The sequence below is a fragment of the Pseudomonas sp. HP_08 genome (genome assembly GCF_055284095.1).
Genome location: NZ_JBTOQC010000018.1, coordinates 22,438 through 36,248, shown reverse-complemented (window position 1 = coordinate 36,248; position 13,811 = coordinate 22,438). Strand labels below are relative to the sequence as shown.

Annotated in this window: 13 protein-coding genes; 6 read left to right on the top strand and 7 right to left on the bottom strand. The window is 63.8% G+C overall.

Going from position 1 to position 13,811, the window contains the following annotated elements:
* Positions 1-43 precede the first annotated feature (43 nt).
* Positions 44-2,572: a valine--tRNA ligase gene (gene valS / locus ACYAS9_RS17170; protein ID WP_463569526.1), complete on the top strand. Its 2,529-nt coding sequence runs from the start codon at positions 44-46 to the stop codon at positions 2,570-2,572.
* Positions 2,573-2,889: 317 nt separating this feature from the next.
* Here valS and ACYAS9_RS17165 read toward each other — a convergent pair whose 3' ends face one another.
* The 6 genes from ACYAS9_RS17165 to ACYAS9_RS17140 all read right to left on the bottom strand — a co-directional run bounded on the left by ACYAS9_RS17165 (position 2,890) and on the right by ACYAS9_RS17140 (position 7,536).
* Positions 2,890-3,453 carry a DUF4136 domain-containing protein gene (locus ACYAS9_RS17165; protein ID WP_463569467.1) on the bottom strand — a complete coding sequence of 188 codons (564 nt, stop codon included), beginning with the start codon at positions 3,451-3,453 and terminating at the stop codon, positions 2,890-2,892.
* A 17-nt stretch (positions 3,454-3,470) separates the two neighbouring features.
* Entirely contained in the window at positions 3,471-4,097 is a 627-nt protein-coding gene (locus ACYAS9_RS17160; protein WP_463569466.1) for a DUF4136 domain-containing protein, read from the bottom strand.
* A gap of 19 nt (positions 4,098-4,116) precedes the next feature.
* Entirely contained in the window at positions 4,117-4,872 is a 756-nt protein-coding gene (locus ACYAS9_RS17155) for a methyltransferase domain-containing protein (protein WP_463569525.1), read from the bottom strand.
* Between the two features lie 26 nt (positions 4,873-4,898).
* Complete coding sequence (locus ACYAS9_RS17150) at positions 4,899-5,204, bottom strand: MazG-like family protein (RefSeq protein ID WP_463569465.1); 306 nt, start codon at positions 5,202-5,204, stop codon at positions 4,899-4,901.
* An 83-nt stretch (positions 5,205-5,287) separates the two neighbouring features.
* Positions 5,288-6,148, bottom strand: coding sequence for a MaoC family dehydratase (locus ACYAS9_RS17145; RefSeq protein ID WP_463569464.1), 861 nt, complete (start codon positions 6,146-6,148; stop codon positions 5,288-5,290).
* 32 nt (positions 6,149-6,180) lie between these two features.
* The gene (locus ACYAS9_RS17140) at positions 6,181-7,536 is read right to left on the bottom strand and encodes a 3-oxoacyl-ACP reductase (RefSeq protein ID WP_463569463.1); all 1,356 of its coding nucleotides are present in this window, start codon (positions 7,534-7,536) and stop codon (positions 6,181-6,183) included.
* A 150-nt stretch (positions 7,537-7,686) separates the two neighbouring features.
* Between ACYAS9_RS17140 and ACYAS9_RS17135 the strand changes: the two genes are divergently transcribed.
* From ACYAS9_RS17135 to ACYAS9_RS17125, 3 genes are all read left to right on the top strand, one after another.
* A complete protein-coding gene (locus ACYAS9_RS17135; RefSeq protein WP_463569462.1) occupies positions 7,687-8,964 on the top strand; it encodes an acetyl-CoA C-acetyltransferase in 1,278 nt (425 codons plus the stop codon).
* Between the two features lie 100 nt (positions 8,965-9,064).
* A complete protein-coding gene (locus ACYAS9_RS17130; RefSeq protein WP_463569461.1) occupies positions 9,065-9,343 on the top strand; it encodes a hypothetical protein in 279 nt (92 codons plus the stop codon).
* Positions 9,344-9,378: 35 nt separating this feature from the next.
* A complete protein-coding gene (locus ACYAS9_RS17125; RefSeq protein ID WP_463569460.1) occupies positions 9,379-10,806 on the top strand; it encodes a DUF726 domain-containing protein in 1,428 nt (475 codons plus the stop codon).
* A gap of 8 nt (positions 10,807-10,814) precedes the next feature.
* On the opposite strand, the gene ACYAS9_RS17120 is transcribed toward ACYAS9_RS17125, so the two are convergent.
* Positions 10,815-11,843, bottom strand: coding sequence for a bile acid:sodium symporter family protein (locus ACYAS9_RS17120; RefSeq protein WP_463569459.1), 1,029 nt, complete (start codon positions 11,841-11,843; stop codon positions 10,815-10,817).
* Positions 11,844-11,921: 78 nt separating this feature from the next.
* Between ACYAS9_RS17120 and ACYAS9_RS17115 the strand changes: the two genes are divergently transcribed.
* Both ACYAS9_RS17115 and ACYAS9_RS17110 read left to right on the top strand, forming a co-directional pair.
* Complete coding sequence (locus tag ACYAS9_RS17115; protein ID WP_463569458.1) at positions 11,922-12,731, top strand: AraC family transcriptional regulator; 810 nt, start codon at positions 11,922-11,924, stop codon at positions 12,729-12,731.
* A gap of 151 nt (positions 12,732-12,882) precedes the next feature.
* Positions 12,883-13,779, top strand: coding sequence for a PA4780 family RIO1-like protein kinase (locus ACYAS9_RS17110; protein WP_463569457.1), 897 nt, complete (start codon positions 12,883-12,885; stop codon positions 13,777-13,779).
* Positions 13,780-13,811 lie beyond the last annotated feature (32 nt).

Genomic DNA, 13,811 nt, shown 5'->3' with positions numbered 1-13,811 from the left:
CATCAGGTGATCCCCAGGAGGATGCCATGTCACCGTTAAACGTATAACCCTGCCGATAGACCCTGCCGCCACACCCTCGCTCGACACCCTCGAACATCGCTGGTCCCGCCGCTGGCTCGAAGAAGGCACTTACGCCTTTGATCGCTGCGCGCCGCGTGAAGCTGTCTACTCCATCGACACACCGCCGCCCACTGCCTCCGGCGCTCTGCATGTCGGGCACGTGTTCAGTTACACCCACACCGATATCATGGCGCGCTTTCAACGCATGCGCGGCAAGGCTGTGTTCTATCCCATGGGCTGGGACGATAACGGCCTGCCTACCGAACGCCGGGTCGAGAATTACTACGGCGTGCGCTGCGACCCCGATGCTGCCTGGCAAGCGGACTTTCAGCCGCCGCAGACCGTTGCGGCCCGTCGTGGGGATTTTGTCCCGATCAGCCGGCGCAACTTTATCGAGCTGTGCCACCGGCTGACCTCCATCGACGAGCAGGCTTTCCGGGCCTTGTTCGTGCAGTTGGGGCTTTCGGTTGACTGGAGCCTGACCTACGCGACCATCGATGAGCGTTCGCAGCGTGTCAGCCAGCGCGCCTTGCTGCGCAATTACCAGCGCGGCGAGTTGTACAGCCAGCAGGCGCCTTGTCTGTGGGATGTCACTTACCAGACGGCGGTGGCCCAGGCGGAGCTGGAAGACCGTGAGGTCGCCGGCGCCTGGCATGACCTGCGCTTTACGGCCGTCGATGGCACGCCACTGAGCATCGCCACCACCCGGCCCGAGCTGCTGGCGGCCTGCGTGGCGCTGGTGGCACACCCGGACGACGCGCGTTATCAGGCACGTTTCGGCCAGCGGCTGCGCTCGCCGCTGTTCGAGGTCGACGTGCCGCTGCTGGCGCATGCCCTGGCCGACCCGGACAAGGGCACCGGGCTGGTGATGGTCTGCACCTTTGGCGATTTGAACGATGTGCTGTGGTGGCGCGAGCTGCAATTGCCGACGCGCTCGATCATTGGCCGCGACGGCCGCTTGCTCGGCGAAACGCCGGACTGGCTGAACACGCCCGCCAGCCGTGAGGCCTGGGCGACGCTGGCCGGTATGTCGCTGCATCAGGCGCGCAAGCGCTTGCTGCCGCTGTTGCAGGCCTGTGGCGGGATGAGCGGTGAGCCACGGCCCATGCGCCATGCGGTGAAGTTCTTCGAGAAGGGCGATCAACCGCTGGAAATCGTTGCCACCCGCCAGTGGTATTTGCGCAACGGTGGGCGCAGTGCCGAGTTGCGCGAGCAACTGCTTGAACGTGGCCAGGCGCTGGACTGGCACCCGCCGTTCATGCGCAGCCGCTATGAGCACTGGGTCGGCGGCCTGAATGGCGACTGGCTGATCAGCCGCCAGCGAATCTTCGGCGTGCCGCTGCCGCTGTGGTATCGCCTGGACGCACAGGGCGAGGCGGATTACGACGCGCCGATTTTGCCGGATGAAGCTGACCTGCCGATCGACCCGACCCTGGATACACCGCCCGGCTATCGCCCCGAACAGCGCGGGCAGGCACTGGGATTTATCGGTGAGCGCGACATCATGGACACTTGGGCCACCAGCTCGCTGACTCCGCAGATCGCCGCCGGCTGGGAAGAGGCCGACAGCCTTTTTGCGCAGGTCTGGCCCATGGACCTGCGCCCGCAAGGGCACGACATCATTCGCACCTGGCTGTTTTCGACCCTGGTGCGCAGCCACTTCGAACACGCCCGCACGCCGTGGCGGCATGTGGCGTTGTCGGGCTGGATCCTCGATCCGGACCGCAAGAAGATGTCCAAGTCCAGGGGCAACGTGGTCACCCCGCAAGCCTTGCTGGACCAGTACGGCAGCGACGGTGTGCGCTATTGGGCAGCCCTCGGCCGGCCGGGCAGCGACACCGCGTTCGAAGAGCAGCAGATGAAGATCGGCCGGCGCCTGGCGCTCAAGCTGGTCAACCTGTCGAAGTTCGTACTGGGCTTGCCGGGCGATGCTGACGGGCGTGTCGACCAGCCGCTGGACCTGGCCATGCTGCAACGCCTGGGCGCCGTGACGCTGGAGGCGACCACGGCGCTGGAGGGCTATGACTACAGCAGCGCATTGACCCGTGTCGAAGGGTTTTTCTGGTGGTTCTGCGATGACTACGTCGAACTGGTCAAGCGCCGCGCCTATCGGCCCGTAGGTGACTCGGCTCGCAATGCGCTGGCGCGGGCGCTGAGTGTCCTGCAACGGTTGTTTGCGCCGTTCATGCCCTTTGTCTGCGAAGAAGTCTGGCGCTGCTGGCAGCCGCAATCGGTGCACCGCGCCGACTGGCCGCACGGGCAGGCCGCCGACGATTTTGTCGAGCAGATGCTGGACGGCGTGAGCGCGGTGCTGGCGGCGATTCGCAAGGCCAAGTCCGATGCGAAATTGTCGATGAAGGCGCAGGTTGAGCGGGTCGAGGTGATTGACCAACTCACGATGCTGGAATGGCTGAGGCAAGCACAGGAGGATCTGTGTGAGGCTGGCCAGGTTCAGACGCTGGAAATGAGCGAGGGCGCGCAGCACAAGGTGCGGGTCTGGCTGGCTACCTAGGGTGAATGGACGCAACCAGATGCTATCGACGGGTTGAAAGCGCCCGTCATCCAAAAGAAACGTGCTGGCCTCATCGCCTGCAAATCACCCGCCACCACGGCGCCGCGCTATTGCGCAACACACCCAGGCCCCGTAGGAGCGAGCGCCAGCTCGCGAAGAGACCGGCACGTTCAACCTGTTCGGTGACTGATCGTCAGCATTCGCGAGCTGGCGCTCGCTCCTACGAATGCGATTAGCGATCCACGCGTAATTTGTGGGAGGCGGCTCTGCCGGCGATTGCAGTGCGTAGCGCTGCCGGAGGCTGGAGGCCACCGTCGTTAGCGTGGCGGGTACTGCTCCAGAATCTTCGCCACGGTATTGCGCACAGCGGTTTCGCGTTCTACCGGGTTGGCCTGATTCTGGTCGAGGATCCGCTCGGTGCTGCCGCGCCACACCAGCTTGCCGTCCTTGCCGTCGAACAGGTCGATCTGCAGGGTGGTGACTTTATAGTCGACGCTGCGGGTTTCACTGGCCATCGGCCCGCCCCAATAGCCATAACCGCCCCACGGACCCCAACTGCTGCCGTAGTTGGTGCTGACCAGTTGCTGGCGGTTTTCGACAATCAGCCAGGCCTGAACCTTGAGATCGACCGGCGCACCTCTGGCCGCCTGGCGCAGACCACGCTGTTCGAGCTGCTGGTTGATCGAGTCACGAATGCGCTGTTCGGTCAGGTCGCTTTTGAGTCGCGGATCGGCCGGCTGGTACTGCACGCCGGGTTCTTGCCAGCTCCAGTTGCGGTAACCGCCAAAGTCACGACGGGCATCGAAATCGCGGTTGACGTTACTGCTCTGGCAAGCGCCGAGCAGCACGGTGAAAGACAACACGGCAAGACGAAGATACATGGCAGTTTCTCCAGAGATTAGGACGGAGGATACGCCGTCAGGGCCTGTTGCACAGCCTGACGCAATGCCTGGCTGCGGGCGGCCTGATCGTTACCGCTGGGCGCTTCGGCGCTGGCGCTCCAGACCGGCTGGCCGGTGCGCGCATCGAACAGTTGAATGTTGACCACCAGGACCTGCTCTTGATAAGTGCGTGTCACTGGCACCGTGGCGTAGCCGCCATAGCCGTGCCGATAGCCGCCATAGCCCATGCCGCCTGCGTAATACGGGTCGTTATAGTCTTCGCGCACCTGGCGCAGGCGGGTTTCGAGCCGGCTGCCTGCTTGCACGTAAAGGTCGGCACCGGCGCTGCGCGACGGTCGCAGGCCGCGTTGGTCCAGGCCGTTGCTGACCGCCTCGCTGATCTGTGCAGGATCCACCCAGGCGGAACCGGTGGGCGGCCGGTTATCCAGCCAGCGCCAGCTGCGGTACTGCGCATAGTCGCGCGGCGCTGCCGGGTAGGCGCTCAGGTCGATGGCCTGCGCGGCCTGCGGCGGGGCCGGTGGCAAAGGGTTGGAGACCGCTTGATAAGGATTTTCGCTCTGACAGGCGCTGATCGCCAGCGCGATGGCCAGCACAGCGAGTCGAGAGTTGACCTTCATGTTCATGCGCGGTCTCCGGTGTGGGTTACACGGGGCGGCAGATCCAGTGCAGATAACGACCCAGGCCTGCGAAGGCCGGGTGCCGGCGATGGCTCAGTTCCATTTCCAGCAGTTGCTCGAGTTCGGCGCGCTTCTGGAAATCGATCGGCATGTAGTCGTGGAACACTCTCACGCCGCTTTGAGTTTCGACCCGCCATTGCGCGCCGAGTTGCGTGGCCATCTCCCGTGGGTCCAGAGGTTCTTGCGGCGTGAGGCTCTGTTTCTCGCCGGCCAGGCTGTCGCCGCGCAGTTTGCGAAAGTGACCCTTGAGCAGATTGCGATACACCAGCGCATCGCGGTTGTAAAACGCCAGCGACAACCAGCCTTCAGGGCGAGTCAATTGATGCAGCACCGGCAGGATGGTGTACGGCTCGGCCAGCCATTCCAGCACCGCATGGCACAGCACCAGATCAAAGGGCTCGTGCAGCAAGTCGGGTAATTCTTGCCAGGGCGCCTGAATAAAGGTCGCCGACTGCCCGGCTTCGGCAAAGCGTTGACGGGCGCCTTCAAGCATCGGCGCGGCGGGTTCGGCCAGCGTCACTTGATGACCCAGGCTGGCCAGCCACAGCGACATGTGGCCCAGGCCTGCGCCGATATCCAGCACGCGCAGCGGGCGTTCGGGCAGTGCTTCGCTGAGGTCGGCCTGCAACACGGCCAGACGGATCGCGCCTTTGGCCCCGCCATAGATCTTTTCGGCAAAGCGGGTGGCAAGCTGGTCGAAATGCCGGTCGCTGCCAGTCACTTCCAGGCCAGTCACTTCCTGATCCGTCACTTGGCAAACCTCCGCTCGCTGTCGGCCAGCTTGCTGCGCACCACCTCGTTCATGTCCAGGCCCAGCTCGCTGCACAGCAACAGCAGGTAGAGGACGATATCGCCGACTTCTTGCCCGGCATGCGCCAGTTTTTCAGGCGGCAGCTGACGCGACTGGTCTTCGCTCAGCCACTGGAATATTTCCACCAGCTCGGACATTTCCACACTGGCGGCCATGGCCAGGTTTTTCGGGCTGTGAAATGGCTTCCAGTCGTTGTTATCGCGGATACGGTGCAGGCGGGCGGTGAGTTCTTCGAGGTTCATCAATGGTCTCCTGAGGCCGCATAGCTTCAGGCTGAAAGACGACACAGGCAAGTGGCGCAGGCATATTTGCCTGCGCCGCGCGGTTATCCCTCGATCGGCTTCCATTCCCCGGTCATGTGCTCGATGCCTGCTTCGTGGCCGTCGACCCTGAACTGGCCATGCGACCCGGGCGCGCTGGCCGACAGCGTCACGCTGCCGGGCAAGCGCACCGGCTTGTGAAACTGCACGGCAATCTCGACATTCGAGGCGGGCAGGTGATCGATCAGCGCCGCCAGCGCTCGGGCCTTGAGCCACATGCCATGGGCGATGGCGGTCGGGAAGCCGAACAGTCTGGCGCTCGCCGCACTGAGGTGGATCGGGTTGTAATCGCCGGACACTTTGGCGTACTGCCGGCCAATGGCGGCGGGCGTTTCCCAGCGCGTGACTTCGTTCAGTGGCAGCGGCGAGGGTTCGAAGTCGCCGCCCAGCGGGCCTTCGATTTTGACGTTCTTGCACAAGAATGTGCTGTGTTCTTCCCACAACAGGCCCACGCCATCGTCGACCTGGGTGACCAGGCTGAAGGTCGCGCCCTTGGCGTGCGCTTGCAGGTCGGTGGCCTGCACGCTGACATAGACCTTGGTGACGCCGCCGAGCGGGCGATGCAGGCTGATGCGGTTAGCCAGATGCACCAGACCCAGCAGCGGAAACGGAAAGTCCGCCGAGGTCATCAGTTGCATCTGCAGCGGGAAGGCCAGTACGTGCGGGTAGGTCGGCGGCAGCAGACTGCTCTCGGCAAAACCACACACCTCGCGGTAGGCGGCGAGTTTGCCGGCGTCTACGTCCAGCCAGCTGCGCAGGCCCAGGTCCGGCAGTTGCGTGCCGCTGACCTTGCGCCGCAGTGCGGCCTGGATAAACAGGTTGGGCAACGGTTGCAGGCTTTCCAGGTATCGCCAGTGAGCAGTCATCTTGCAGATCCTCCTTGTGCGGGTTGGGGGCTTCAGGCCCCGATGACGCTTTGGCCGCAGACGCGCAGCACCTGGCCGCTGACGGCACCACTGCCAGGCTGGCTGAGCCAGGCCACCGCTTCCGCGACGTCCTGCGGCAAGCCGCCCTGGCCCAGCGAACTCATGCGCCGCCCGGCTTCGCGCAGGGCAAAGGGCATGTGCTCGGTCATGCGCGTTTCGATAAAGCCTGGCGCCACCGCATTGATGCTGATACCGCGCGCCTTCAAGGCCGGCGCCATCGCCCGTGCATAGCCGATCAGTCCGGCCTTGCTGGTGGTGTAGTTGGTTTGCCCGCGATTACCGGCCAGGCCGCTGATCGAGGCCATCAGCACAATGCGGCTGTTCTCGTGCAGGGCGCCGCTGTCGAGCAGCGCCTGGGTGAGCTTTTGCGGCGCATCGAGGTTGATGTTCAGCACCGCATCCCACAAGTCCGGGGTCATGTTGGCCAGGGTCTTGTCGCGGGTGATGCCGGCGTTGTGCACCAGAATGTCGAGGCCGTCGGGCAGGTGCTCCTGCAACTGGGCGGCGGCATCGTCGGCGGTGATGTCCAGCGCCAGCGCCTGGCCGCCCAGCCGTGAGGCGAGTGCTTCGAGGTCGGCGCGGGCCTGCGGCACGTCCAGCAGAATGACCTTGGCGCCGTCGCGGGCCAGGGTTTCAGCGATGGCCGCACCGATGCCTCGGGCGCTGCCGGTCACTAGCGCCCGGCGCCCGCTCAAGGGCCGGCTCCAGTCCTGAACCTGACCGCTGGAGGCGCTGAGGTGCAGCACCTGACCAGAAATGAACGCACTCTTGGGCGACAGGAAAAAGCGCAGCGCGCCTTCAAGCTGATCGGTGGCATCGCTATCGACGCGCAGCAATTGCACGGTGGCGCCGTCGCGTACCTCTTTGGCCAGCGAGCGGCTGAAACCTTCGAGAGCCTGCTGGGTACTGGCGGCCAGCGGGTCGTCGAGCGTGTCCGGGGCCAGGCCCAGAATGACGATGCGCGCACTGCGTTCCAGGCTGCGCAGCAGCGGCTTGAAGAAGTCGCGCAACTGCACCAGGTGTTCGTTGCGCTGCAACTGGCTGGCGTCGAACACCACCGCCTTGAGGCGCGGGCTTTGCTCGGCAACCCACGGGCTGACACCGGGCACATCGCTGCCGAGCGTGTAGTGCGCATCGGTCAGCCGCGCGGCAAACAGTCGAACCTGATCGGCCAGCGGACCGGCGCTGATCAGCAGGGCACCTTCGATGGGGCGCAGGCGTCCTGCCTGCCAGCGTTCCAGACGCGTCGGGGTCGGCAGGCCCACGGCTTTCACCAGCCGACGGCCCATGTCGGAATTGGCGAAATTGATATAACGGTCGGACGACATGGAACACTCTCCTTGAGTCGGGGTTCAAAGCAGTGGACCACAGGGGTGCGGCATTTGTTCGTGTCTGGGCTGTACTGTTCATCCACAGCACGACTTATCCACAGCCTCCTCCAAGCGCTTGCGCGATCCTTGAAAAAAGGGAGTTTTTCCATGAACCAGCCACGTCGTGTCGCCATTATCGGCGGCAATCGCATCCCGTTCGCCCGTTCCAATGGCGCGTATGCGACGGCCAGTAATCAGGACATGCTCACCGCCGCGCTGGAAGGGCTGATCGAGCGCTACAACCTGCACGGCCAGCGCCTGGGCGAGGTAGTGGCCGGTGCGGTGCTCAAGCATTCGCGCGATTTCAACCTGACCCGCGAGTGCGTGCTGGGCTCGCGGCTGTCGGCGCAAACCCCGGCTTATGACCTGCAACAGGCCTGCGGTACCGGGCTTGAAGCGGCATTGCTGGTGGCCAACAAGATTGCACTGGGACAGATCGAATGCGGTATTGCGGGCGGCGTGGACACCACCTCCGATGCGCCGATCGGGGTCAATGAAGGCCTGCGCAATATCCTGCTACAAGTTAATCGCAGTAAATCCACCGGCGACAAGCTCAAGGCACTGCTTCAGGTGCGTCCGCATCACCTCAAACCCGAGTTGCCGCGCAATGGCGAGCCGCGCACCCGTCTGTCGATGGGCCAGCATTGCGAGCTGATGGCGCAGACCTGGGGCATCGAGCGCGAGGCGCAGGACCGCCTGGCGCTGGAGAGTCATATAAAGATGGCCGCCGCCTACGCCGAAGGCTGGCACGACGACCTGCTTACGCCGTTTCGCGGCCTGACCCGCGACAACAACCTGCGCAGCGACCTGACGCTGGACAAGCTGTCGAGCCTGAAACCGGCGTTCGAGCGCAGCGCCAAGGGCACGCTGACGGCCGGCAACTCCACGCCGCTGACCGATGGCGCCTCGTTGGTGCTGCTGGCCAGTGAAGAGTGGGCCAAGGCGCGTGGCTTGCCGATTCTGGCGTACTGGCGCGACGGTGAAGCGGCGGCGGTGGATTTCGTGCGCGGCGAAGAAGGCTTGTTGATGGCGCCGGTGTACGCGGTGCCGCGCCTGCTGGCGCGCAATGGCCTGAGCCTGCAGGACTTTGACTACTACGAGATTCACGAAGCCTTTGCCGCGCAAGTGCTGTGCACCCTCAAAGCCTGGCAAGACCCCGAATACTGCCGCACTCGCTTGGGCCTGGACGCGCCGCTGGGCAGCATCGACCTGAGCAAGCTGAACGTCAAAGGCAGCTCGCTGGCGGCCGGGCATCCATTTGCCGCCACCGGCGGGCGAATCGTCGCCAACCTGGCCAAGTTGCTGGACGTGGCAGGCCAGGGACGCGGGCTGATCTCGATCTGCGCAGCGGGCGGGCAGGGCGTGACGGCGATTCTGGAACACTGAGCGCCCGATCGCCCCGATAGCAATCGGTGGGGGCGCTGGGCATAATCGAGGCGCTGCGGCGACATGGCGCGCACCGATTGGCTCGCTCAACAGGTAAAACATGGGACTCATCATCGCGGTACTGGTTTTTCTCACCCTGGTGGGCATCGCGCTTTATCTGTTCGACAAAGGCGCCAGAACCCGCTGGCTGCAACCGCACATCGGCCTGCTGCTGATCGGCCTGTTGATTGCCGGCATGGGCTGGCTGATGGGCCTGCTGTCCACTGAAATCGAAGGCTGGTTCATGCTCGTGGCCAAGGCGGTGATAGCGCTGGCCGGCGTGATGCTGTGCCTGCGCCTGATCAAGCGCATCGCCAAGCGCTTCATCTTCAGAAATTAAACGCTCAGAGACTGAAAGGGCGCTGGCACACCACTGTGGATAATCACTTCAAGTTTCTGACCCTGCCCAAGGCCACGGGCGATGTTGCCAATATCTTCATTCATGGCTATTCGGCCGGTCACGATCTGGATGACCGGCGCCTGCTGGCCAACAGCATTCCCGGTGAACTGCGCCAGAGCGTCAATGTGCTGGCCTTCTGGCCGTCGAGCCATTTCGCGCAACTGGACAACCGCTCGCGCGGGCTATTGATGGCGGCCGCTCGTGTTCACCCGCTGGCGGCCGCGGCTGCGCTGGCCGGCGACCGGGCGCTGCACTTTGCACGCATTCGTGCCCGCGCCGAGGCGATGGGCAAGGTCTTGCTGAGCCAACTGGCGCAGTACCTGGCTGAGCATCATCCTGCAATCACCCGGATCAATCTGATCGGCCATTCGCTGGGCGGGCGGCTGTTGATCAGCGCGCTCCGGCAACTGGGCACGCCGGCTGACGGCGGCCTGAGCGTCGGCGATGTGCTGTTGATGGGCGCGGCGGTGCGCATGGAGGCCGATGAGGCGGCGCGCTTGCGGGCAAGGATTCGCGGGCGGTTGATCAATGCGTATTCACGTGACGATCAGATTCTGCTGCTCAACTTGGGCGAGCGCAGTCTGGGACGCATGGCGGTCGAGCATTTCGATAACGTGCGCATGCAGGGCTTTGGTCACAACCATTACTGGAAGCGCCTGCGTGAGGTGCTGGTGGCCTGCGAGTTCAGCGGCTTTCGCGAGCCGACGGCGGAGGATGAGCTGCTGCGCGAGGTCGATCTTGACCCGGTGTTGCAGGACGCTTACCTGCACACGGTGCTGGAGCGTTCGCCGGATTATCTGCTGGACGAGGCCATCAAGCATCTGAGCCGCAGCCGCTGGACACGCCTTAAGGATCCGCAAGCCAATAAAACCTATGCCTTCGTGCGCGAATTCCAGTTGGTGGGCGGTCATTTTCTGGTCAATGCGGCGCGCCGGCATGGCGTTTCCTATACCCGCGTCTTGCACATGCTGGCCCGCCAGTACGGTCTGGACGAGGCATTGCATCAGTGCGCCACGGTGGTCGAGGTCGAAGCCTTGCTGCTGCGCAGCTTCTTTCGCCACGCCTTTGTCGACGATCACCCGCTGGTCCAGGCCCTGATTCAGGCGCCCCGAGCCAATGTGCGGGCCATGCCGTGGACGGTGTACGCCGGCCATGTCGACGCCCTGGCCGAACGCCTGACCGTGGCGGCGTCGTTAAAGCCTGTGCCGACGGACAAGGCGCTGGTGGTCAGCGGTACGGGCGGCTCGCTCAAGGGCTGGCTGGGCGCAGTGCGCAATGTCCCGGTGCAGCACCTGGTGACCCGCCTGGGCAGTGCGTTGCGACCGGGGTATTCGGCGTTGATACCCACGGTCGCCATCGTCTTCTATGCACGGGTCATGCTCGATGACGAAGGCCTGATGTAGGCGCGCACTCAGGCGGCGCGGGCTTCTTCGCGGGCGGCTGCCGACAGCGTGCGCTTGTGCTGGCTGGCGTAGTTTTCGGCGATCACCGAGCAGACGATCAATTGCAGCGGGTGGTAGATCATGATCGGCAGCAGGATCAGGCCCATCGCCGGATGGCCGTTGAAGATGATCGCCGCCATGGGCGCACCGGCGGCCAACGATTTCTTGGTCGCGCAAAACACCGCTGCGACTTTGTCGGCATGGTCGAGCTTCAAGGCACGCGCCGTCGAGGTGGTGAGCAGCAGGATCACCGCCAGCAGAATCGCGCTGCCGATAATGGCCGCGACAATCACGCCGTTGCCCTGGTCTTGCCACAGCCCCGAGAGCATCGAATTGCAGAACGCTGCATAGACCAGCAACAGGATCACCAGCTTGTCGATGACGTTGGTGAATTTCTTGTAGCGGGCGAAGAATTTGCCCAATACCGGGCGCAGCAACTGGCCAAGGATCAGTGGCAGCAACAGGATGGTGCACAGCTCCAGCAGGGTATCGCCCAGATCGATGCCGCCGGACCCCGAACCCATTTCCAGGCTCATCAGCCATGGCGTGATGAAAATCCCCAGGACGCTGGACAGGCTGGCATTGAGAATCGCCGCCGGTACGTTGCCGCCCGCGCTGCCGGTCAGGGCCACCGAGGACGAAATGGTCGATGGCAGGGCGCACAGGTACAGGAAGCCGAGCATCAGCATGGCCGGGATGTGCGTGCCCAGCAGCCGGTCGCAGGCCAGCCAGATCAGCGGGAAGACCAGGAAGGTGAAGGCCTGGATCATCACGTGCAGACGCCAGTTCTTCAGGCCCTTGGTGATCTGTTCGCTGGACAGGTGGATGCCGTGCAGGAAGAACACGATGAACACGCCGGCATTGATCAGGTATTCGGCGTGCAGGGTGCCGCCCTTGCCGCCGAAGTGCGGGAAGAAATACGCCAGAACGGTCATCAGGACCATGCCGCACAGGAACCAGTCGGTGACGACGCGCTTGAGGTGTTTGAGTGCTTGCATTGCCTGAGTCTTTGTAAAAGGGAATGTCGGCAGGCTACTCTGATGCACTTCTGCCGTCTTGCGACATAAGGCCATTAGATGCCGAGTAACGGACAACTTGCCGAGCACTCGCCCCGTGGGCAGCGCAGCATTCCTGAGCTTAGGGATTTGCCGCGCCCGTTGTATGCGCGGGTCGAAAGCCTGGGCGCCGGCTCATGGACCGCGCCGCACCGGCATGACTGGGTGCAGTTTTCGTATGCCATCAGCGGCGTGCTGGGCGTGCACACCAGCGAGGGCAGTTTCTTTGCACCGCCGCAGTGGGGCGTGTGGATTCCGGCGGGGCTCGAACACCAGGTGCTGACCTCGATGCAGGCCGAGATGCGCAGCCTGTATGTGCGCAGTCGCGATTGTGAGTGGGCGCCGGGGCGTTGCCGGGTGCTGGAAGTGACGCCACTGGCGCGCGAATTGATCAAGCGTTTCTGTCAGTTGCCGGCGGCCTACCCCGAGCACGAGAGCAGCGAGGCACGGCTGGTACAGGTGCTGCTCGACCAGTTGGCGACCCTGCCCGAGGTCGGCTTCAGCCTGCCGTTGCCGCGTCATGCGCGGTTATTGGGGCTGTGCAACGAGTTGATTGCCGAGCCGAGCCTGAATGTCAGCCTGCAGGAATGGGCCGCGCGGCTGGGCACATCGGAAAAAACCCTGATGCGTTTGTTTCAGCGTGAAACCGGTCTGAGCTTTCGCGGCTGGCGCCAGCGCGCCCGCCTGCTGGCTTCGCTGGGGGCGTTGCACAGCGGCGCCAGCGTCACCCAGGCTGCGCTGCAAAGCGGCTACGACTCGACATCGGCGTTTATTGCCGCCTTCAAGAGCCTGTTCGGGTTTACGCCCGGCGAGTTGTTTCGCCAGGGATGAAACTGGCGTGAAAGCTGCTACTCCAAGGCCTGCTGCACGCCTTGAGGTTCACCGGGCGTCAAACCACGCCATGCTCCCTCTACTCGCGTGCAGAAGATTGCCGTATAACGGCGGTACCGCGTATCAGGCAAAGGACCCACACTGAAAGCCGATGAAAACTCCAAAACGCATTGAACCCCTGATCGAAGACGGTCTGGTCGACGAGGTGCTGCGTCCGCTGATGAGCGGTAAAGAGGCAGCTGTATATGTGGTGCGCTGCGGCAAGGAACTGCGCTGTGCCAAGGTCTACAAGGAGGCCAATAAACGAAGTTTCCGTCAGGCGGCGGAGTATCAGGAAGGACGCAAGGTGCGTAACAGCCGACAGGCACGCGCCATGGCCAAGGGCACCAAGTACGGTCGCAAAGAGGCCGAAGAGGCCTGGCAGAACGCCGAAGTGGCGGCGCTGTTCAAACTGGCCAGCGCCGGTGTGCGGGTGCCGACGCCGTATGACTTCCTCGACGGCGTGCTGTTGATGGAGATGATCACCGACGGTTATGGCGATGCCGCGCCGCGCCTCAACGATGTCGAGCTGACACCCGAGCAGGCGCGCGAATACCATGCCTTCCTGATCAGGCAGATCGTGCTGATGCTCTGCGCAGGCCTGGTGCACGGTGACCTGTCGGAGTTCAATGTGTTGCTGGCGCCTGATGGGCCGGTGATCATCGACCTGCCACAGGCCGTGGATGCGGCAGGCAACAACCATGCATTCAGCATGCTGGAGCGTGACGTTGGCAACATGGCCAGCTACTTCGGTCGCTTTGCGCCGGAGCTGCTGCAAACGCGGTATGCCAGAGAGATGTGGGCGCACTATGAGGCCGCCACGTTAACGCCGGCCACAGAGCTGACCGGTGTGTTCGCAGACGATGATCACAGCGCCGATGTGTTTGGTGTGATGCGTGAAATCGAAGCCGCCCAGCGCGACGAGGCCCGCCGGCAGGCGGCCCGCGTGGCGGCTGAAACGACGGCAGAACCGAGCAATGAAGAGCCGATTCCGCCTTGGATGCGTTAAAACGCGCTCAGGCTGCGCAGTAGCCTGACTGA